This window comes from Arthrobacter sp. UYCu723, assembly GCF_054059215.1.
In genome coordinates this window covers 4,230,460-4,250,449 of sequence record NZ_JBSSBW010000001.1, presented here as the reverse complement: position 1 = coordinate 4,250,449, position 19,990 = coordinate 4,230,460, and the positions used below count along the sequence as shown (strand labels likewise).

The window sequence follows — 19,990 nt, the reverse complement described above, 5'->3', positions numbered from 1 at the left end:
CAGACCCACGAATCCGCAAGGAGGCGCGCCTTAAGGTGCCGGATTAATCAGCGCCGTCCTAGAACGGTGAACGCGTCTTTGGCATCCTGCATCTGTGCGGAAGCTTCGCGGCGTTTGCCGGCCCGCCGAAGTGTCTGCCCGTAGGCGAATTTCACCCTTGCCCGGCAGTAGGGCATGGGGAGTCCGTCCAGCTGCGCCAAACCGTGCTCGAAGGACATCTTCGCAGCCTCGATGTCCCCTTCGGCGCCGAATATGCGACCCCGGACATACGCGAGACGGGCGATGGTCGAGCGGTGTCCGCGGAGCAGCGCGAGTTTCTCGTGCGGCACCAGGAACTCGTGCGCGTCCTGCATCCGGTCCGTCATGACCAGCGCATTGGCATACACATCGTGCCATTGCCAGAAGCCGGGTTCATCTATCCCCTGGCGTGGCTGGAGAAGCTCCAGCGGTTGCAGGGCGCGGACCACTGCTTCGTAGTCGCCCTGGACTTGGGCAAACTGGGCCCGCGCCAGGCAGGCCGGAATGAACATCATCTCGTAGTTGCCGGAGGTGGCCGATGCTCTGCGCAGATGTTCCGAGGCCGCTTCCCAGTCCCCCCGGAGGGCGTAGATTTCGGTGGCGGTCCAAGGCGCCAGGGGGCGCAGGAGTTCAATCCCCGAACTCTCCGCGAGGGAGGCTGCACGGGTGGACATGTGCAGCGCCGCGTCCCAGTTGCCGAGCACAAATTCTGTTCGGGCAAGCCAGGACCGGGCAAAGAGGGAGATCCGCGCGGATCCCATCTGATACTCGGTGGGAACGGCGCTTTCCAGCTCTACTCGGGCGGATTCAGGCCGATCGAGTGCCAGGAGCAGCCAGCCTCTGCCCATCCTGACGCGTTGGGACTGGGCGCCCGGATTGTCCTGGGAACAGTACCGGTCATACGTGTCCAGGGCCTCCTGGGTCTCGCCGGCGGCGCCCAGTCCAAGCCCCACGATGGCCTGGGACTCGGTCCTTGACGGATCGCCCGGTTTGGCCAGCTCCGTTGCCTGCTCCGCCCAGCGGACCATGGCCGGTCCGCGCCATTGAGCGAGGGAATGGAGCACGCGGCGCTGGGCAATGCGGGCGGAAACCTCCGGAGGGTCTGTTGGGCTGCGCAGCTGCCAGGCGCTGGTCAACAGCTGCTCGGCTTCGTTGGGGCGTCCGCGCAGAATAGCGAGATAGCCCAGCACGGCGTCGCGTAGCGGACTGGGATCGAAGCTTTCCACCTCCGGAATCAACGCACTGGCCGAGTCCAGGTCCCCGGCTCCAATCAAGGCATCGACGGCCAGCAGCAAGCGGGACTGACGGTCCTCTTTGGACAAGCTGAGCCGGCTGGCTTTGATGAGGGCATCGGCGACGGCGGACCACGCGCCGGAAGCTGCCTGCCGGGCAGCAAAAGCATCAAGGTCGCCGGCTAACCCCTGATCCGGTAGTGGAGTTGCGGCCACGCGATGCAAGAGCCTTTGGCCTTCGTCGTCCATGATGTCCGCAGCCCGGCGATGCAACAGCGCGCGCCGAAGCGGTCCCAGGCTCTCATAGATGGCCGCCCGCACCAGGGGATGCGGGAAACTCAGCGTGTAGAGGCCTCCGCTCTGTGAGCGGGCCAACAGACCCGCGGTGCAGGCCTCTTCGAACGCGCCCAGAGGCTCGTCGAGGTCCGCTAGGGCGGCAGCATCAGCAAGGCGTGCCGTCAGACCCAAGGTCGCCACGGCCTCAGTGAAGGCCCTCGTCGAGGGGCTGCAGGAGGCCAGGTTCTGCAGGACCGTCGCTGCGAACGCGCGGGGCGCCGGCAGCCCGGCCTGCCATTGCAGCCACATTGAGGCCGGACACTCCTGAAGAAGTTGCCGGATATACAGCGGATTGCCCTGGGTATGCTCCAGCAATTGCCGGGCGGCCGGCAGGGACAGGACGGGACCTGCGGTTGCCGCCATGCGCTGTATATCCGGCGCAGTGAGAGGGCCCAGCGTCATGACCTCTCCACCGAAGTCGGCCATGAACTCCGGAACTCCTGCGGGCAGTTCCCCGGGATGGTTTGTGTTGCCAAGGAGAATGAGCAGAACACGGCCGGTGGTCATCCGCCGCAGTGCCGAAGATACGGCCTGCAGGGATTCGATGTCCGCCCAGTGCACGTCGTCGACGATGATCACGAGCGGCGCCGTCTGCTGAACTTCGCCCAGCAGTTGCATGAAGTCGATGCCGGCGGTGAGCGGATCCTGCCAGGGTTCCGACGGCCCATCCGGTGCGAGCGGCGTCCCCTGCCCTGCGCTGGAGCGCAGCTGCTGCAGGACGCCGTACGCCTCGCCGGATTCCCAGTGGACCCCGCTGGCGCGCAGAACCAGTAGCTCGGGGTGCCGGGACAGGAAACCACTGATCAGGGCGGATTTTCCTATTCCGGATGGTCCGTCAACGAGCGCCGTCATGCGGCGCCCGGCCAGAGCCGCAGACAGGAACGTCTCCAGTGATGCGAGCTCCCGGCTGCGGCCTACGAGGCTTCGTTGCGGCTCCCAGTCATTCATTCCCATTGATGCTAGTGGATTTCTCGGCTACGGCTGCCGTCTGCCCGCTCCACGGTTCGCTAACGAAGCCTTCAGTAACTGCGCGGGATGGCGCAGCGTCACTTTCGGGAGTGGGTTCCATGGCCGCATCCGTGGGCTTCCCGGGTACGAAGAACGTCACCAGGCCCCCGAGGACGGCGATGCTGCCGAAGACGTAGAACGCGACGTGGGTTTCCACGCCGGCGCTGATCAGCAAGCCACCAATGAGCGGTCCGAAGATTCCACCCAGCCGTCCGAATCCGGCACACCAGGCCACGCCTGCAGCACGTGCCGAGGTGACGTAGTAATTGGATACGAATCCGTAAATGAGTACCTGGGTGCCCAGCGTGCCCACACCGGCGATGGCGACGCAGAGCAGAAGCACGGGCAGCGGGAAACCGAGCGTGAGCAGGACCAGGCTCAGTGCTGCCAGCCCGAACGTTGTGGCGATGACCCGCTGGGCGCCCAGTCTGTCCGCGCCCCGCGAGGCCAGGAGCCCGCCGATGATCGCCCCAAAATTGAGTGTCAGGAGGAACATCAGCGAGTAGGTCTTGTCATAGCCGTATTGCGCCATGATCTGCGGCAGCCAGGTGTTCAGGCCATAGGTCAGCAGCAGTCCGCAGAAGCTCATCATCCCCAGCAGTGTGGTGGGGAGCCGGTAGCGTTTGCCGGCCAGGGCCCGGAAGCCAACTCGTTCGCCCGCTGCCGGACGTCCGCGGGACAAGAGCCACAGCGGGGATTCGGGGAGCTTCACCAGGGCCGGGGGGAAGAGGAACAGGATGGGGAGCGCGCCGATCCAGAAGAGCCCGCGCCAGGTCACCGCGTCACTGAGGATGATGGCCAGGACAGACGCCAGCACGCCGCCGGCCGGCACGCCGCTGTAGACGACGGCGTTGTAGAAGTTGCGTTTGCCCGCCGGGGCGAACTCCGCGATCATTGCGCCGGCTGTCGCCACCAGCGCGCCGACGCCGAGGCCGGTCACAAAGCGCCAGACGCCGAACGTCGCAGCATCGTGGGCCATCGCCGTGGCGGCCATGCCGACGGAAAACCAGACGATGTTGATGAGCATCATGCGCCTGCGGCCCAGGCGGTCCCCGATGGCGCCCGCGGTGAGGGCTCCCACCATCACACCCATCAGGGCGTAGCTGCCGAGTGCGCCGAGCTGCGCCGCGGAGAGCTGGCCGAGCTGGCTCGGATCCTGCATAAAGGTCGAGACGACCGTCCCGTAGACCACAAGATCGTAACCATCGAAAAGCAGTGCCAGGGCCGCAATGGCCACAACCCACCGGACGGTCCGTCGCTGCCGGTCAGGGGCGTCGCCGTTTTGTAAAGTGCTGTTCTGTAGGATGCTGTTCGGGAAAGTTGGCATAGCTGTACTCCATTGCTTCGTCGAAATGGGAGGTGGTGCGTTCAAGCAGGATTGTCAGCCGAGATCTCCGCCAGCCACCGGCAGGATGGTGCCGGTGATGTAGGATGCCTCATCCGAGGCGAGGAATACGATGGCGGCGGCCTGTTCATCGAGGGTTCCGTACCGCTTCAGCAGCGAGGATTCGACCGTCTGATCGACGACGCCCTGATACCACGCTTCCTCCTGCGCGTCCTGGGCGGCCGGTCCCCTGGCAACTTTGCGCTGGGGTGCCTCTGTTCCGCCTGGTGCGGTGCCGACCACACGGATGCCGTGTGGAGCCGCTTCCATGGCCAACGCAGCGGTCAGCGCGTTCACCCCACCCTTGGAAGCGGAGTACGGTACCCGGTGGACGCCGCGCGTGGCCACCGAGGAGACGTTGACAATCACGCCGTGCTGCTGTTCCACCAGGTACGGGAGAACCGCTCGGCAGCACCACAGGGTGGGGAACAACGACCGCTGCACCTCTGCCTGGATCTGTTCCGGTTCGAAATATTGGAAGGGCTTGGCCCAGATCGTGCCGCCCACGTTGTTGATCAGGACGTCGATCCGGCCAAAATGCTGCTTGGCTTCGGCCATCACAGCGTCGCAGTCCGCGTACTGTTCTAGGTCCGCCACGACGCCGTGGGCGTTGCCGCCGCCGTCGTTCAGATCCTTGGCCACCTCGTACACCAGCTCGGAGCGGTCCACCAGGACGACGGCGGCCGACTCGGCTACCAGCCGTTTGGCGACGGTGAGGCCGATCCCCTGCACTGCTCCGGTGACCACAACATTTTTCCCGGCGAAACGGCCGGCCAGCACTGTTCCGCTCATCCTTCGTGGCTCGCTTCGATGGAGGAGCGCATGGTGGCCTTGGCGCGCGCGGAGTGCGAGACGACGATGTTGCGCGCTGCGGACAGATCCTTGCGCTCGAAGGCCTGGACCAGCTCGAGGTGATCCGAGGGCACACTCTCGTCCACCCACTGGCCACTGCGCAGAACCCGGGTCATGTAGCTCTTCACATCGAGGCGCTGGTACGCCTGAAGCAGGAACTCATTGCCGGTGCAGTTGAACAGGTATTCGTGGAAGGCGGCGTTGGTGTCGGTGAATGCCGCCGCGTCGAGAAACCGGTCGGCGCTGATCGTGGCGGAGGACAATTCGGCCAGGATCCGGTACTCGGTCAGCTGCTCCGGAGTCAGGCGCCCCATGGTCAGTTCGACGGCGCCCAGTTCCAGTGCCATCCGGGCGTCAAACTGTGCGTCCGAATCGGCCAGGGAAAGGTGTTCCTCACCGATCTCATAGGTGCCGGAGGCGGCTGCTTCCGCAGGCTCGGCGGCGGCAGGCTCGGCGGCGGGCTCGGCGGCGGCGGGAACGGCCAGCGCAAACTTCTCGTAGTAGAAATTCGTCGGTGTGATGTCCTCGGTCTTCAGCCACTGGCGCACTGCCTCCACCATGGCGGGCGGCCCGCAGAGATAGACATCGACGTCGCCCTCGTTGACATGCTCCGGCCCGATCAGCCCGGTGACGTAACCCTTGTTCGGTGCGCTGCTGGCCTGGTCCGCCACGCAGTAATCGAAGGTGAACCGGTCGATCACGGAAGCATAGTGTTCTAGCTTGTCCAGCTCCACCAGATCCGTGTCCGTTGAGACGCCGTAGACCAGGTGCACCGGGTGCTCGAGCTCCACGGTGGTCAGTCTCTCCAGGATGGACAGCAGCGGGGCGAGCCCGGTGCCGCCGGCCAGAAGCAGTGCCGGCCGTTTCGGTTCGCGCAGGAAGAAGCTCCCCATGGGGCCGGTGAAATCGAGTTGGTCGCCCACCCGGGCGGTGTCCCGCAGGTAGGAGGACATGGCTCCCTGGTCCGTGATCCGGATCAGGAAGGAGACATCCTGGTCAGCGGGCCCTGAACTGAATGAGTAGGAGCGTGCGACCTCGGTGCCCGGTACGGCGATGTTGACGTACTGGCCGGGCAGAAACGCCAGCGCATCCCGGTCCGCCAGCTTCAGGGTGAAACGGAACGTGGTCCCGGAATGGCGCCGGATCTCCGTGATGGTGGAGGCATGGGTGCCGGCTTCGGTCTTGGCCACGTCCGAGGTCGTCGGGATCTGCAGGACCAGGTCGCTGAGCGGACGCATCTGGCAGGGCAGCGCGAAGCCGGCCGCGGCCTCGTCCTCGGTCAGCGCTTCGTCAATGTAGTCGCCCCCGTCGAACGTCCCGGACTCGCACAAGGACTTGCAGGTGCCGCACGCGCCGTCGCGGCAGTCCAGCGGAATGTTGATGCGGGCCCGGTAGGACGCGTCGGCAACCGTTTCATCGGGGGAGCACTTGATGAACCGGGTGACCCCGTCCTCAAAACTCAGGGCAATCTGATGACTCATGGAAACTCTCTTTTCAGGCTCAGGGCCGGACAAATCAGATGTGGTAGATGTCCACGATGTGGTGAATGTAGTCGTTCTTCAGAACGACCTTCTTTTTGGTGATCACCGGCTGAGTTCCGGAGTAATCGATGGTGTAGAACGACGTGCCGAAATACGGGTCGATGTTCTGATAGCGGTAGTACAACGTGAACCAGTTGAAGCGGATATCAACAACGTCACCGCGCTGCCCGATGATTTCCACGTTGGTGATGTTGTGCCCGGTGCGGGGTTCGGGCAGGCTGGTGGCGCTGGAGCGGTCCGTCTTGATGCGGAAGACGCGGTCCTCGAGGCCTCCGCGGTTGGAGTAGTAGATCAGCGAGATCTCGCGCTGCGGGTCCCCGGTGAGCCTGTCATCGTCTGCCCATGCCGGCATCCAGAATTCGGCGTCCGGGTGGTAGCAGTCCAGCCATTTGTCGAATTCCCTGTCATCCAGGAAACGGGCTTCGCGGTACAGGAAGTCTTCAACGGCGTGCCGGGTGATGACGGCGCTGATGGTGGCGGTGTTCATGGTCTTCTCCCGCTAGCCGCAGTTGCTGTGGTTGTGGTGGTCCGGGGCGTGGCCGTCTCCGGGCTGTCCGCTGGTGTTTGCCTGCTCGGCGGCGGCGCGCATGGTTTGCAGCCAGTAGCCGTGCTGGATGGGGTACAGACCCTCGTCCTCGGTCTTGGTGCCGCTGGAGATCGGCTTGAGGCCGATCTTGTCGGCGTTCTCGTCCGGGCCGGTCAGCTGATGGGTTGCACCGCGGCTCAGATCGTTCCACGGGGAGCCCGTAGCCAGGTAGGTCTTTTGGCAGGAACGGAATTCCTCCAGATCATCCGGGGTGGCCATGCCCGAGGCGTTGAAGAAGTCCTCGTACTGGCGGATGCGGTTGGTGCGGTTCGCGTCGCTTTCACCCTTGGGCGCGATGCAGTAGATGGTGACCTCCGTCTTGTCCACCGAGATGGGGCGGAAGTGGCGGATCTGGGAGCCGAACTGGTCCATTAGGTAGACATTGGGGTAGAGGCAGAGGTTGCGGGAGATATTGATCATCCAGTCCGCCTTGGCCTCGCCGTTCGACCAGCTCGTCGCGGCGGTCGAACAGGGGGCGATTGGACGGGTCCAGCCATTCCGTCCACAGCAGCAGGTGGCCGTGGTCGAACGAGTAGTAGCCGCCCTTCTGCTTGGCCCAGCCGCCGGCATCCATGGCCTTGGTCTCGTTGGTGGACTCGCCGGTGGTGCGCCGGGCGGTGGTGGCCGCATAGTTCCAGTGCGTCGCCGATACATGGTAGCCGTCCGCGCCGTTCTCGGCCTGCAGCTTCCAGTTGCCGTCATAGGTGTAGGTGGAGGCGCCGCGCAGGACTTCGAGTCCGTCCGGGGACTGGTCCACGATCATGTCGATGATCTTGGTGGTTTCGCCCAGGTGCTCTTCAAGCGTTTTGACGTCCGGGTTGATGCTGCCGAAGAGGAAGCCCCGGTAGCTCTCGAACCGGGCCACCTTGGTCAGGTCGTGGGAGCCGTCCTTGTTGAACTGTTCCGGGTAGCCGGCATCGCGGGGGTCCTTGACCTTGAGCAGTTTCCCGGAGTTGTTGAAGGTCCAGCCGTGGAAGGGGCAGGTGAAGGTGGTGCGGTTGTCCGTCTTGCGGCGGCACAGCATGGCGCCGCGGTGGCTGCACGCGTTGATGAGGGCGTTAAGGTCGCCTTCCTTGTTGCGGGAGATGACGATCGGCTGGCGGCCGATGTACGTGGTGAAGTAGTCGCCCACATTGGGGATCTGGCTGTCGTGCGCCAGGTACACCCAGTTGCCTTCGAAAATGTGCTTCATTTCGAGTTCGAAAATATCTTCGTCGGTGAAGATGCCCCTGTCTACACGGTAAATGCCGTTGATTTCGTCTTCCACCAGCGCGCCTTCGAGCCTGGTGTGGACGTTGTCCAGAGTTTTACTCACGGTTCCTCCAATAAGGGTTGAAATAGGCGCCGAATAGGATCGGCAATTCACGGGTCTCGTTTCAGTGTCACAGGGGGTGGCGTGCATCACACTGGGGTTATGCCTAGGGTCGACCAAGGGTTTTATTGAGATGCAGGAAGTATCAATTCTGCATTTATGAGTATTTGTTTAACCTCAATGACTGCTCGTACGCTGGGAGCCGGGCATGAGTGTGTCCCGTAGCACACAAGATTTGGGAGTGAGGCAATGGAGCTAAGGCATCTGCGTTATTTTGTTGCTGTCGCCGAGCTGCTCCACTTCGGCCAGGCCGCCGAGCGCCTGCACATGGCCCAGCCCCCGCTGTCACAGCAAATCCGGGCCCTTGAGGCGGAAATCGGTGTTGAGCTTCTGGCCCGCACCACCCGCAATGTCAGCCTCACCCCCGCCGGCGCCGTGTTTTACGACGACGCCCTGCGGATCCTGAAGTCCGTGGATGAGGCGGTAGACCGAGTCAAGAGGTTCGGCGACGGCCAGCTGGGCGGGCTCCGGGTCGGATTCACCGGCTCGGCGTCGTACCGGCAGCTGCCGGAGTTCGTCCGCATCGTCAAGGCCGAAATGCCGGGTGTTTCCCTGGACATCCACACCGAGATGCTCACACCGGAGCAGGAGGAGGCGCTGGCCAATTCCGAGCTGGACGTAGCCTTCCTCCGGCCGCCAACGCGGACCCCGGGGATTTCCTCCCGGCTCGTCGGCCGGGAGCCGCTGGTGCTGATCGTCTCTGCTCAGCACCGGTTGTCCCGGCGGGAATCCGTGAGCATGGCGGAGCTGAGGGACGAAGGTTTCATCATGTACCCCGCCGGTTCGGGGTCCGTGGTCAATGACGCGGTGGTGCACGCCTGCCTCAAAGCAGGGTTCGTTGTCCGCAGTGAGCATGAGGCGACCAAGACTTCCACTGTCCTGTCCCTGGTTGCCGGCGGTCTTGGGGTGGCGCTCGTGCCGGATTCCGTCCGCTCGTTCCGGCTCGACGGCGTCGCGTTCGTAGCTGTGGATGATGCACCCATGATTGACCTCGCGCTGGCCTGGCGGGAAAACGACCCCTTGCCGCTGCTGGCCAGACTCCTGGAAGTCCTGGCGTCAAGCAATGTTTTTATGTCCAACCACAGCATCGGGGAAACCGCGTGAAAATCACCAAAATTGAGGCGATTCCGTTCGCCATCCCATACAAGAAGCCGCTGCGCTTTGCCAGCGGTGAGGTCCGCGTAGCGGAGCATGTTCTGGTCCGCGTGCACACGGAGGACGGTCTGGTCGGCGAGGCCGAGGCACCGCCGAGGCCCTTCACCTACGGCGAAACACAGGCCTCCATCATCGACGTCGTCGGCAATATCATTGCGCCCGCCATCATCGGCTTGTCCTGCCTGCAGCGTGAAGTCATTCACGAGCGGATGAACCGCACGGTGGGCAACCCGACGGCAAAGTCCGCGGTAGACATGGCCATCTGGGACATCCTGGGCAAGTCCCTGAACCGTCCGGTCACGGAACTGCTGGGCGGTTACACGGACCACATGAGGGTTGCGCACATGGTCGGCTTTGCCCCGCCGGCGGAGATGGTGGCCGAAGCCGAGCGGATCCGCTCCGAGTACGGCATCACCACCTTCAAGGTCAAGGTCGGCCGCAAGCCGTTCATGCTCGACGTCGAGGTCTGCCGGGCGCTGCGTGCGGGGCTCGGGGACGACGTCGAACTGTATGTCGACGGCAACCGCGGCTGGACGGCATCCGAGGCTGCCCGGGCACTGCGGGCGATGGATGATCTGGACCTGACCCTGGCAGAGGAATTGTGCCCCGCCGATGATGTTCTGGGACGCCGCTGGCTGGTCACCCAGAGCCGTATCCCGTTTGTGGCCGATGAGAGCGCAGTGCGGCCGGGGGAGGTCACCAAGGAACTGCTGGGCGGATCCGCAACCGCGATCAGCATCAAAACGGCACGGACGGGATTCACCTATTCCCAGCGCGTCCTGTACCAGTGCGAGGGACTCGGCGTAGAAGTGGTTATCGGCAACCAGATTGACAGCCAGATCGGCACTGCGTGCGCGGTGGCCTTCGGCTCTGCGTTCAAACTGACCACCCAGCGTGCCGGCGAACTGTCCAACTTCCTGGACATGCAGGACGATCTGCTGGCCGAACCGCTTCAGATCACGGACGGAATCCTGGCCATCAGTCAAAAGCCCGGTCTGGGCATCGAAATTGACCCGGAAAAACTCACCAAATACCGCCAGGACACTTAGCCCTGGCGCCACCCAAATAATCCCGTCCCGACGGAACCGCCGGGAACAGCACAGAAATTAGGAGCAATGAAATGACACAGGAACTCAGCGAGCAGCAGGCAACCGCCGCGGCTTCGGGCGCGTCGGCGACTGAACGATTCAGGGAAAACAAGAAGGTCGGCGTTCAGGCCAGCAAGGAGCGTGTCAACCTGCTCGCCTCCGGGGTGATCAACGCCGTCAATGACACGATCCGGCGCCACAAGGTGACGTACGACGAATACAACGCCTTGAAGGCGTGGCTAATCCAGGTCGGCCAGGACGGGGAATGGCCGCTGTTCCTTGACGTCTGGATAGAACACTCCGTCGAGGAAGTCGCCAACGAGAACCGCCACGGCAGCAAGGGAACCATCGAAGGCCCGTACTACGTGCCGAACGCCCCCGAGCTGCCCGCGGTGGCGACCCTGCCGATGCGCGGGGACGAGGCCGGCACACCGCTGTCCTTCCAAGGCCAGGTCACGAACCTGTCCGGTCAGCCGCTGGCCGGAGCGCACGTGGAGATCTGGCACGCCGACGACGCCGGTTTCTACTCCCAGTACGCCCCGGGTCTGCCCGAATGGAACCTCCGCGGGACCGTTGTCGCCGACGGTCAGGGCAGCTTCAACATCCGCACGATGCAGCCCGCGCCATACCAGATCCCCACCGACGGCGCCTGCGGGCAGCTCATCGCCGCGGCCGGGTGGCACGCCTGGCGCCCAGCGCACCTGCACCTGATCGTGTCCGCGCCCGGCCACCTGCCCATCACCACACAGCTCTATTTCAAGGGCGACGAGCACATCTCTGACGACATCGCTTCCGCGGTGAAGCCCGAGCTCATCCTTGATCCGACGCCCGCCGCCGGCGGCGGGGGCAACGAGGTCACGTACAACTTCGTCCTGGACCCCGCCTAATCAGGCTGGCTGGCCCTGTACATACGCAGGGCCAGCCGCCTGGCTCCTGCCAACAAGAAAGTAAAAGGTACTCAAGTGCTCTTCGCTGTGAAAATGGATGTAAACATACCCGTGGAGATGGATCCACAGGTCAAAACCGACACCCTTGCGCGCGAGAAGGCCTACTCACAGGAGCTGCAACGCTCCGGCGTCTGGGTGCACATCTGGCGCTGCGTCGGCCAATACTCCAACCTGAGCATCTTCGACGCCAAGGACAACGAGCACCTGCATGAAATCCTCTGGCGGCTGCCGCTCTTCCCATACATGAAGATCGAGGTAACACCCCTGGCCATGCATCCCTCGGATATCGCCCTCGTCTAACGCCCCGGCTGCCGCCTCCGCCCGGTCATCGACCTTCGGGGCCGACGTGGCGGGGGCGAGTTCATCGGGGCATGTCAGCGGCGGGCGGGCTTCGGCGCTCGTCCCTTGACGCCCTTGAAACTACGGTCGGGAAGCCCGTGAAGTGTGAGTCCCGCAGCAGCACGAGGCGAACGTGTGTCGATCAGCAGGAACATCGGGATGGCCCAGAGTGTTCAACAGAATGCGGCTTTCCCTAGCACCCTCCCATTGACAAGTGTACGCCGTACACCTACGGTTGGGCTCATAAGGTGTACGCCGTACATCACCGAAGCGGAGGGCCCGCCATGCCAACGGAATCCATCATCGTCCGCACGCCCGCAGGTCCTCGATCGAGGCGCCGGGCCCAGTGGCCGGTACCCACCGCGTTGATCCTCCTAAGCCTTATCCCGGTGATATTCGGGGCAATGCGTTTGACCGAGTTATCGGGCGGCGCCGCGATCACACCGCAGAACGCGCGGTTCTTCGCCTCTCCCGTCCCCGTGGTGACGCACATTGTCTGTGTCACCGTCTACAGCATGCTCGGGGCGTTCCAGTTCGTTCCCTCTCTTCGAGGCCGACGCGGCTGGCACCGCATCGCCGGAGGCATCCTCATCCCCGCCGGCCTGCTTGCCGCCCTCTCCGGCTTATGGATGGCGGTCTTCTACCCCCTCCCGGCCGGCGACGGCGTCATACTCCTGGTCCTGCGGCTGATCTTCGGTTCGGCAATGGTGGCGAGCATCGTTCTGGGGCTCGTTGCGATCCGGCGCCGGGACTTCGTGCGGCACAGCGCGTGGATGACCCGCGGCTATGCAATCGGCGTCGCGGCGGGGACGCAGGCCCTCGTGAGCATCCCCTGGCTGCTGCTTGTCGGCCCAACTGACGAGCTGACACGGGCTGTCCTCCTGGGCACGGCCTGGTTGATCAATCTGGCAGTGGCCGAGTATGTCATCTACCGGCGCTCCCACCCGGCTTCGAGGGCGTCCCGCACCCGCGGTCTCCAACCGGGACTTCAGTCCGCGGTGCCCGGCGTCGGACATCGCGGGCCCTAAAACATTGGGGAAACGGATCAGGGGGCGAGCGGGGGCTTCTTCCCTGAGTCAACGCGCCGCCCTTGAGTTCTTCGGCGACTGTTCATGGTTAGGGGCAGCCGAGAACCTGACCGCGGCTCTCCCCGGACACACGGCCGTCATTACTAACCGTGGTCATGGCGAAGGCCACGGGTCGCGCGGACTTTCAGGTAAACAAGGGAAAGCCTCCGCCCGCCGGAGGCGGCTGCGGGTGATCGACCGGAAACCGGCGCGGCACGAAATGCTGGACGCAACCAGCGGGATTGGCTATCGGCGACAGAGCCGGAACAGGAGGAGGCGGCCGAAGTGGACCGCAGATTCCAGCCGGCACGGACCGTTCCAGATGATGAAGTTGGAGAACCGGTGTGCGCCCGGCCGGTTGGCAACCGCGGCGGCCGCGTCCCTGATCGCGTGCAGATCCCGGACCGTCAGTGGCAGGGGAGCCTCGTCAGGGTGCCAGGTCGAGCCGAGCGGAAAGTCGCCGAACGGCTGGGTCGGCATTTCGATGTGTGCACCAAGGACAGCTTTCACCGGATGCTCCGCACTGAACGCGCAGAGGGTGTCGATGGAGGCCTCAAAGGACGGAAAGTCCCGGACATAGAGCCGGCCCGGGTAGACCGTGTCTCCGGTCAGTAGGGCTCCGGTTATCGCATCGTAGATGGTGACTGAGGAGGGATGGTGCCCCGGCGTCGGGATCACATCCAGTACGCGGCCGCCGAGGTCCAACTCCGCCGCCCCGTGCGGCCAGTCGTCCAGGCCGAAGAACCCGGCAACGTCCCCGACCGAATGGCCCACCACCCGGGTGCCATGCCGATCAGCGAACTGCCCGTCCCCGGCGACATGATCACCGTGGGCGTGCGAGTGGGCGACGATGAGTTCGAAGGCCGCGTTGGGTTGGTCCAGAAGCCACGCCTCGATGAGCGCGTCGACTGTCTCCCGCAGCGGAAACGTCGTGGCGTCCGCCGTCGCACCGGTGTCCAGAAGCAAGGCACGGTCCTTGCCGAACAACAGGTAGAGGAACGGCGCTTCGTAATTGTCCGTGATGCTCTGCCGGAGAATGACGGTATCCGGCGCCGCCCTGTGGACCTGGATCGGGGAGGCGCCCCTGCCCCGGCGGGACCGGGCGCCGGCAAACCAGCGGACATCAAGGTCAAGATCAGTCACAACGCGATTCTCTCATTCGGAAGTGCTGCGGAATCATTCTCTGGGATCGGACTCTACGGGACGTCGGACAGTGACGATTTCGGTGGCGTGCTCGGCTATCCAAGTGACCAGCGGGAGCAGCAGGGCGACAAGTTCGTGGCCACGGCCGGTGAGGCTGTAGTCAACCCTGGGAGGGATGACGGGCTGGGCATCGCGGCGGATGAACCCGTCACCTTCCAGAGTCTTAAGGGTCTGGGCCAGCATCTTCTCGCTGATGCCCTCGGCCCGGCGGCGAAGCTCGCTCCAGCGGTGTGGGCCTTTCGACAGCGCCACCAGGATCAGCACGCCCCATTTGCTGGAAACGTGGTCAAGGACCGTCCGGCTGGGACAACCAGCGGGAAAGATCTCATCTAACCCCGGGCCAGCTGATGGGGTGGGCGCTGTACTTACTTTCATATCAGTACCTTACCTGAAAGTGCGTACTCTCTTTTGGGAAGCAAAGGGCTTGCGGTGCAGTTGCCATGGGTATCAGCCTCCCATCGGTGAAAGGACCACCATGACTATCGTTATCACCGGCGCCACCGGACAGCTCGGCCGCCTTGTCGTTGAAGCACTCCTGAATCACAACGTCCCTGCCGGACAGCTCGTGGCCGCGGGCAGGAACGTCGCCAAGCTCGCCGACCTCGCAGACCGCGGCGTCCAGGTCTGGCCGATCGATTTCGACGACCCGGCTTCCCTGCGCCAGGCGTTCGCGGGCGCGGACAAGGTACTGCTCGTTTCCGGCACCGCGGTCGGCCAGCGCGTTGAGCAGCACCGGAATGCGATCGAGGCCGCAAAGCAGGCCAGCGTGGGCCTGATCGCCTACACCAGTATCGCGAACGCCGACCGGGCCGGGATGAAGCTGGCAGCCGAGCATCAGGACACGGAAATGGCCCTGCAGAATTCTGGTGTTCCGTTCACGTTGCTTCGCAACAGCTGGTACCTGGAGAACTACACCGGACAACTTGCCACCTACCTCCAGCACGGAGCCGTGCTCGGCAGCTCCGGGGACGGCCGGGTCAGTGCCGCTACCCGTGCCGACTACGCCCAGGCTGCCGCTTCTGTACTGCTGCTGGAGGACCAAGCCGGAAAGGTTTACGAGCTCGGAGGCGACCAGTCGTTCACCCTGACCGAGCTGGCCGCGGAAGTCAGTGCGGCCACCCAACGCCCAGTGCAGTACCAGGATCTGCCGGTGCAGCAGTATACGGAGGTGCTGGTGGGTGCCGGGCTGCCGGAGGCCTATGCAGCCATCCTGGCCGACAGCGACCTCGGCATCGCGCGCAGTGAGCTGCTGGTGACCAGTGGAGACCTCAGCAAGCTCATTGGCCGGCCAGCCACGCCTATGCGCGAAGCCGTGCGTGCGGCCGCCGCTGGGTGTTAAGTGTCCGGAGCGCCGGCCTATGGAGGGAGCGGGATCCTGGTATCAGCTCACCGGTCAGGCTGGTGGTTGCGCTCGGTGGTGCGTCCGAATGAGGTCAGTGCCTCGACGACAAGATCGTGGTCCGCTTTCTGCGGCAGCCCGGAAACCGTGACTGTTGCCACGGGTCCTGTTCCCCTCACATAGAGGGGGAATGCTCCACCGTGTGCGGCATAGCGCGACTGATCGAACCAGCCGTTGTCCTCGATTCTCCCGCCGCCGAGTCGTCCTCGCAGGCCGACCAGAAGCGATGGCTCTGCGTACTGTTCCGCTGTTCGGCTTTTTCGTTCGACCCAGATCTCGTTGTCCGGGGTTGCTCCGGCCAGGGAAGCGTGGAAGAGAATGTGTGCACTTCTGCGGATGTCGATCGCTATCGCGAGGTTTCGTGCGGTGCCTATCTCCACGAGGAGCAGTCCAAGGGCGAGCGCCTCGGTCTGGCTGAAGCTGCTGAACTGCAGGGTCGCCATTTCGTCTTCGATGCGGTCGATCAAGGGACCTGAGGGAGGATTCCGGCTGTTCCGCGGGGGAGTCCGGATCAAATTCTGATTCCGGTCCGGACCTCGGCCCGGGCTGTTCCTGGATCATGAGTGGCGACTTTCATGTTGGTGGATGGGACCGGTTGGGAGCGGCCGCGGGCAGCGGAGGGTCCTCCTGCCGGAGGGACCCCCCGCTGCCCGCGGCGGGTGCTACTTCATGCCGTATTCCTTGTCGCTGACATGCTCGCCCCATTGGGTTTCCTGCCCCTGGCCCTCACCCAGGGCTTCCCACATCGCCAGGTGGGTCATGAGGTGATCCGGTGCGGCGCCGTGCCAGTGCCATTCACCTGGCGGGGTGTAGATGGTGTCGCCGGGCTTCATCACGACGACGTCGCCGCCGCGGGACTGGACCAGTCCGACGCCCTCGGTGACGTGCAGGGTCTGGCCGACAGCATGGGAGTGCCAGGCGGTGCGTGCGCACGGGGCGAAGTGCACCGCGTTGACGCGCATACGGGACGGTTCGGGCTGCTGGGCGGCAATGACGTCGAACCAGACATCGCCGGTGAACATTGCGGCCGGGCCCTTGACACTCGGCTGCTTGGGCTCGATTTCCAATGTGTCTCCTTCTGGGTTGATATGCGGGCGGGTGTTTGCCGCTAGTTCAGCGTCGAGGCGTCGATCACGAAGCGGTACCGCACGTCGGAGGCCAGGACGCGTTCGTAGGCGTCGTTGATCTTGCTGGCCGGGATGACTTCGATTTCTGCGCCGAGGTGGTGTTCGGCGCAGAAATCAAGCATTTCCTGGGTTTCGCGGATGCCGCCGATCGCGGATCCGGCGAAGGACCGGCGGCCCATGATGAGGGAGAACACGTTCACCGGGAGTGGCTCCGCCGGCGCTCCCACGTTCACCAGGGCGCCGTCGAGGGTGAGCAGCTGCAGGTAGGAGCTGATGTCGATGGGGGCGCTGACGGTGTTCACGATGAGGTCGAAGGTTCCCGCGAGCGTCTCGAAGGTCCCGGCGTCGCTCGTGGCGTGGTAGTGGTCCGCGCCCAGGCGCAGTCCGTCTTCCTGCTTCTTCAGGGACTGGGACAGGACGGTGACCTCGGCGCCCATGGCGTGGGCGAGTTTGACGGCCATGTGCCCGAGGCCGCCGAGGCCGACGACGGCGACCTTCTTGCCGGGGCCGGCGCCCCAGTGGCGCAGCGGGGAGTAGGTGGTGATGCCCGCGCACAGCAGCGGCGCGGCGACGTCGAGCTCGATTCCGTCGGGGATGGCGACGACGAAATCTTCGGTCACGACGGCGTGGGTGGAGTAGCCGCCCTGGGTGATCGTTCCGTCACGGTCGACAGCACCATAGGTGCCGGTGTTCCCCGCGAGGCAGTACTGTTCCTCGCCGGCACGGCAGTTGACGCATTCACGGCAGGAATTGACCATGCAGCCGACGCCGACGCGGTCGCCGACCGCGTGCCTGGTGACCTTGGGGCCGGCCTCGGTGACGATGCCGGCGATCTCGTGGCCGGGAACGAGCGGGTAGGACTGGGGGCCCCAGTCGCCGCGGACGGTATGGATGTCCGAGTGGCAGATGCCGGCGAACTTGATCTCGATCAGGACGTCGTGCGGGCCGACGTCCCGGCGGTTGATGGTGGTCGGGATGAGGGCTTCAGTCGCGGAGGGGGCGGCGTAAGCGTTGACGGTAAACAATGATTCTCCAGTGTTGGTTGATTGGTTCATAGGTTAGGTGATTCGGGGGCGCGGCTATTCCGGAAGGGTCAGGGGCGAACGAGGACCTTGAGTGCCTCGCGGCTGGCCATGGCGCGGTAGCCGGGGTGCACGCCGTCGCCCGGTTCCTTGATGGCCGCGCCGGGCACATCTTCCACGCGCACGTCTCCGGCGCCGTACATGACTGTCACTCGCATGAGAATCCTTTGCAGTCGTCTGAGTGGGGATCGGCGGACGTTGGTTCCAGCTGCCGTCGGCGGCCCGCGTGGCTTCCTATCCAGTAAACAGGCACAAGAGCGCGGGCGGGAGTCCCTGCTGATACGGGTACTGGCAGTACCCCTCCCGAGCGGCAGCCGGTATCCGCCCCGCCGTCGTGGCCGGTTACCCGGCTTTCGCGGGATGCTGCCGGGCAGGAACGATGAGCACCATGACGGGCAGGGCGGCCAGGGCGAGCATGACGCTGCCAACGGTGCAGGCGGCCGATGTGCCCTGGGCCAGGGAAGCGGGGCCGTGGATGCCGAGCCGGCAGGTGCGGCGACGGCAACGAGGATGCCGAGGGTGCCGCCGAGTTGATGGGCGGCGTTCACCACGCCCGAGGCTGCACCGGCGTCGCGCGGCCCCACACGGACTATTCCGGAGGACGTGAGCGGTCCCAGCGCGGCGCCCTGTCCCATGCCGATGAGGATCATCGGGAGGGCGACGCCGGTGAGGTAGGGCGTGTCGGCGTTAAGGCGGCTGAGCCAGAACATGCCGATCAGGGCCACGGCAAGGCCACCGGCCAGCAGGGGCGCATTGCCGAACCGCCGTGTCAGCCGGGGGACACCGGTGGCCGCCGCGAAGTTCACCAGCGTTGTCGGCAGAAACGCGACCCCGGCGAGCAGCGGGCTGAATCCGCTCACGTTCTGGAGGAACTGCGAGGTGAAGAACCAGAAGGCGACCATCGCCCCCAGGAACAACACACGGACCGCGTAGGCTCCGGCCCGCTCGCGGTCGGCGACGAGCCACAGCGGCATGATCGGCTGTTTCGCCCGCCACTCGACCAGTACGAAGAGCGCGAGCAGGACGACGCCGGCAACTACCGCGGTGAGGGTCTCAGGCTCGGTCCATCCCGCCGTTGCGGACCGGACGATGCCGTAGACGAGCGCGCTCATGCCGAGGGTGGAGGTGACAGCGCCGCCGATATCAACTTTGCCGGACGCCCTTCGGTTTCAGGGAGGAAGCGCGGTCCGGCGATCAACAGGACGACGCCGATGGGCACGTTGATAAGAACCCGACGCGCCACGAGAGCAGATCGGTCAGCATTCCGCCGAGGACGAGGCCGAGGCTGGCACCGATGCCCGCGACGGAGGCACAAGCGGCGACGGCGCGGGTGCGTTCCGGTCCTTCGGCGAACTCCGTCGAGAGCAGGGCGAGCGTCGGGGGACGAGGGTGGCAGCGCCGACGCCTTGCAGCACACGGGCCGTCAGCAGCCAGGCGGGGGAGAGCGCAAGACCGACGGCCAGTGAGGCGACGGTAAACAGCGCCAGCCCGAGCACGAACATGCGGCGCCGCCCGAGGATGTCACCGGCCCGGGCCCCCAGCAGCAGCAATCCGCCGAAGGCGAGGGTGTAGGCGTTCTGGATCCAGGACAAGTCTGTGGTCGAGAACCCCAGCTCCGCGCGGATCTCCGGCAGTGCGGCAATGACGATCGAGATGTCGACGTCGATCATCAAGTAGCTGGCGAGGATGATGGCGAGGACCGGCTTCTGGCGTGCCTCGTTGAAGCGGCGGTTTGGGTGCTCATCGCGACACCACCGTGAGGGCCAGGGAGGGGGACACCTTGTCGGTCATGTGTTTCCAGATCCTTCGTTGGGGACGAATCGGCCCGCACTGCGCCGCTACTATGGGCGACTGCCTGGTTCAGGTACGGGCTGGCCTGTATCCGGAAAACCGAGAATTTTCCTTGCGCGGGAGATCCTGTTGATCCGGTTACGGGCAGTACCTCCCAGATGCAGTGTCAGTCGGCAGGCTGCGGACGGGGACTTGCTGCTCCTCCGTCTGTGCTCGTCGTACCGGAGGATACATCCCTCCGGAGCGCGGCGGCCTCATCGTCATCGGTCGCCGCCCAGCTGGCGAGGAGGCGCAACGCGTCCTGTGAGGCGGAACCCGGCTCGGTGCCGCCCACCGCGTGCGGAACTCCTCACTGCGGGTGGAGAGTTCGCCGACGAGGTCCGAGAGGGCGCGGCCGGGCGGGTTTCGGCCGGCCTCCGTGCGCAGGTTGGCCACGAGACCGTTTGCAGAGCCCTCCCAGTCC

The 19,990-nt window shown here is 64.8% G+C and carries 21 protein-coding genes; 6 read left to right on the top strand and 15 right to left on the bottom strand.

Annotated elements, in window-relative coordinates; translation table 11 throughout:
• Nucleotides 1-47: 47 nt before the first annotated feature.
• From ACVWZ8_RS19825 to ACVWZ8_RS19795, 7 genes are read right to left on the bottom strand one after another with little or no spacing between them, the layout of a single operon-like run.
• On the bottom strand, nt 48-2,534 hold the full coding sequence (locus tag ACVWZ8_RS19825; RefSeq protein ID WP_456505584.1) for an ATP-binding protein: 2,487 nt from the start codon (nt 2,532-2,534) through the stop codon (nt 48-50).
• Nucleotides 2,527-3,921: an MFS transporter gene (locus ACVWZ8_RS19820; RefSeq protein ID WP_456505583.1), complete on the bottom strand. Its 1,395-nt coding sequence runs from the start codon at nt 3,919-3,921 to the stop codon at nt 2,527-2,529. The genes ACVWZ8_RS19825 and ACVWZ8_RS19820 overlap by 8 nt, the downstream gene beginning before the upstream one ends.
• 54 nt (nt 3,922-3,975) lie before the next feature.
• Nucleotides 3,976-4,770 (bottom strand): 1,6-dihydroxycyclohexa-2,4-diene-1-carboxylate dehydrogenase, encoded by a 795-nt coding sequence (locus ACVWZ8_RS19815; RefSeq protein ID WP_456505582.1) that lies wholly within the window; start codon nt 4,768-4,770, stop codon nt 3,976-3,978.
• Complete coding sequence (gene benC, locus ACVWZ8_RS19810) at nt 4,767-6,311, bottom strand: benzoate 1,2-dioxygenase electron transfer component BenC (RefSeq protein WP_456505581.1); 1,545 nt, start codon at nt 6,309-6,311, stop codon at nt 4,767-4,769. Before benC ends, ACVWZ8_RS19815 begins: the two co-directional genes overlap by 4 nt.
• Nucleotides 6,312-6,345: 34 nt before the next feature.
• Nucleotides 6,346-6,858, bottom strand: a complete 513-nt coding sequence (gene benB / locus ACVWZ8_RS19805) for a benzoate 1,2-dioxygenase small subunit (protein ID WP_426977576.1) — start codon at nt 6,856-6,858, stop codon at nt 6,346-6,348.
• Between the two features lie 12 nt (nt 6,859-6,870).
• Nucleotides 6,871-7,329, bottom strand: a complete 459-nt coding sequence (locus ACVWZ8_RS19800) for a hypothetical protein (protein ID WP_456505580.1) — start codon at nt 7,327-7,329, stop codon at nt 6,871-6,873.
• Nucleotides 7,238-8,272: a Rieske 2Fe-2S domain-containing protein gene (locus tag ACVWZ8_RS19795; protein WP_456505579.1), complete on the bottom strand. Its 1,035-nt coding sequence runs from the start codon at nt 8,270-8,272 to the stop codon at nt 7,238-7,240. Before ACVWZ8_RS19795 ends, ACVWZ8_RS19800 begins: the two co-directional genes overlap by 92 nt.
• 246 nt (nt 8,273-8,518) lie before the next feature.
• Here ACVWZ8_RS19795 and ACVWZ8_RS19790 point away from each other — a divergent pair, with 246 nt between their 5' ends.
• The 5 genes from ACVWZ8_RS19790 to ACVWZ8_RS19770 all read left to right on the top strand — a co-directional run bounded on the left by ACVWZ8_RS19790 (nt 8,519) and on the right by ACVWZ8_RS19770 (nt 12,886).
• Nucleotides 8,519-9,433: a LysR substrate-binding domain-containing protein gene (locus ACVWZ8_RS19790; RefSeq protein ID WP_456505578.1), complete on the top strand. Its 915-nt coding sequence runs from the start codon at nt 8,519-8,521 to the stop codon at nt 9,431-9,433.
• Nucleotides 9,430-10,533 carry a mandelate racemase/muconate lactonizing enzyme family protein gene (locus ACVWZ8_RS19785; protein WP_426977579.1) on the top strand — a complete coding sequence of 368 codons (1,104 nt, stop codon included), beginning with the start codon at nt 9,430-9,432 and terminating at the stop codon, nt 10,531-10,533. Before ACVWZ8_RS19790 ends, ACVWZ8_RS19785 begins: the two co-directional genes overlap by 4 nt.
• A gap of 71 nt (nt 10,534-10,604) precedes the next feature.
• Nucleotides 10,605-11,459, top strand: coding sequence for a catechol 1,2-dioxygenase (catA, locus tag ACVWZ8_RS19780; RefSeq protein ID WP_426977580.1), 855 nt, complete (start codon nt 10,605-10,607; stop codon nt 11,457-11,459).
• Nucleotides 11,460-11,534: 75 nt separating this feature from the next.
• Complete coding sequence (catC, locus tag ACVWZ8_RS19775) at nt 11,535-11,819, top strand: muconolactone Delta-isomerase (protein ID WP_456505577.1); 285 nt, start codon at nt 11,535-11,537, stop codon at nt 11,817-11,819.
• 323 nt (nt 11,820-12,142) lie between these two features.
• On the top strand, nt 12,143-12,886 hold the full coding sequence (locus ACVWZ8_RS19770; RefSeq protein WP_456505576.1) for a DUF2306 domain-containing protein: 744 nt from the start codon (nt 12,143-12,145) through the stop codon (nt 12,884-12,886).
• Between the two features lie 285 nt (nt 12,887-13,171).
• Here ACVWZ8_RS19770 and ACVWZ8_RS19765 read toward each other — a convergent pair whose 3' ends face one another.
• Nucleotides 13,172-14,068 carry an MBL fold metallo-hydrolase gene (locus ACVWZ8_RS19765; RefSeq protein WP_456505575.1) on the bottom strand — a complete coding sequence of 299 codons (897 nt, stop codon included), beginning with the start codon at nt 14,066-14,068 and terminating at the stop codon, nt 13,172-13,174.
• 33 nt (nt 14,069-14,101) lie between these two features.
• A complete protein-coding gene (locus tag ACVWZ8_RS19760; RefSeq protein ID WP_456505574.1) occupies nt 14,102-14,503 on the bottom strand; it encodes a winged helix-turn-helix transcriptional regulator in 402 nt (133 codons plus the stop codon).
• Between the two features lie 100 nt (nt 14,504-14,603).
• On the opposite strand from ACVWZ8_RS19760, the gene ACVWZ8_RS19755 reads away from it, so the two are divergent.
• Nucleotides 14,604-15,467 carry an SDR family oxidoreductase gene (locus ACVWZ8_RS19755; protein WP_456505573.1) on the top strand — a complete coding sequence of 288 codons (864 nt, stop codon included), beginning with the start codon at nt 14,604-14,606 and terminating at the stop codon, nt 15,465-15,467.
• 47 nt (nt 15,468-15,514) lie between these two features.
• Here ACVWZ8_RS19755 and ACVWZ8_RS19750 read toward each other — a convergent pair whose 3' ends face one another.
• From ACVWZ8_RS19750 to ACVWZ8_RS19725, 6 genes are all read right to left on the bottom strand, one after another.
• Nucleotides 15,515-15,994: a heme-degrading domain-containing protein gene (locus ACVWZ8_RS19750; protein WP_456505572.1), complete on the bottom strand. Its 480-nt coding sequence runs from the start codon at nt 15,992-15,994 to the stop codon at nt 15,515-15,517.
• Nucleotides 15,995-16,189: 195 nt separating this feature from the next.
• The gene (locus tag ACVWZ8_RS19745) at nt 16,190-16,594 is read right to left on the bottom strand and encodes a (R)-mandelonitrile lyase (protein WP_456505571.1); all 405 of its coding nucleotides are present in this window, start codon (nt 16,592-16,594) and stop codon (nt 16,190-16,192) included.
• A 41-nt stretch (nt 16,595-16,635) separates the two neighbouring features.
• Nucleotides 16,636-17,679, bottom strand: a complete 1,044-nt coding sequence (locus ACVWZ8_RS19740; protein WP_456505987.1) for an NAD(P)-dependent alcohol dehydrogenase — start codon at nt 17,677-17,679, stop codon at nt 16,636-16,638.
• Nucleotides 17,680-17,747: 68 nt separating this feature from the next.
• A complete protein-coding gene (locus ACVWZ8_RS19735; RefSeq protein WP_456505570.1) occupies nt 17,748-18,848 on the bottom strand; it encodes an MFS transporter in 1,101 nt (366 codons plus the stop codon).
• 144 nt (nt 18,849-18,992) lie between these two features.
• Entirely contained in the window at nt 18,993-19,406 is a 414-nt protein-coding gene (locus tag ACVWZ8_RS19730) for an MFS transporter (protein ID WP_456505569.1), read from the bottom strand.
• Nucleotides 19,407-19,665: 259 nt separating this feature from the next.
• On the bottom strand, nt 19,666-19,962 hold the full coding sequence (locus ACVWZ8_RS19725; protein WP_456505986.1) for an MmyB family transcriptional regulator: 297 nt from the start codon (nt 19,960-19,962) through the stop codon (nt 19,666-19,668).
• Between the last annotated feature and the right edge of the window lie 28 nt (nt 19,963-19,990).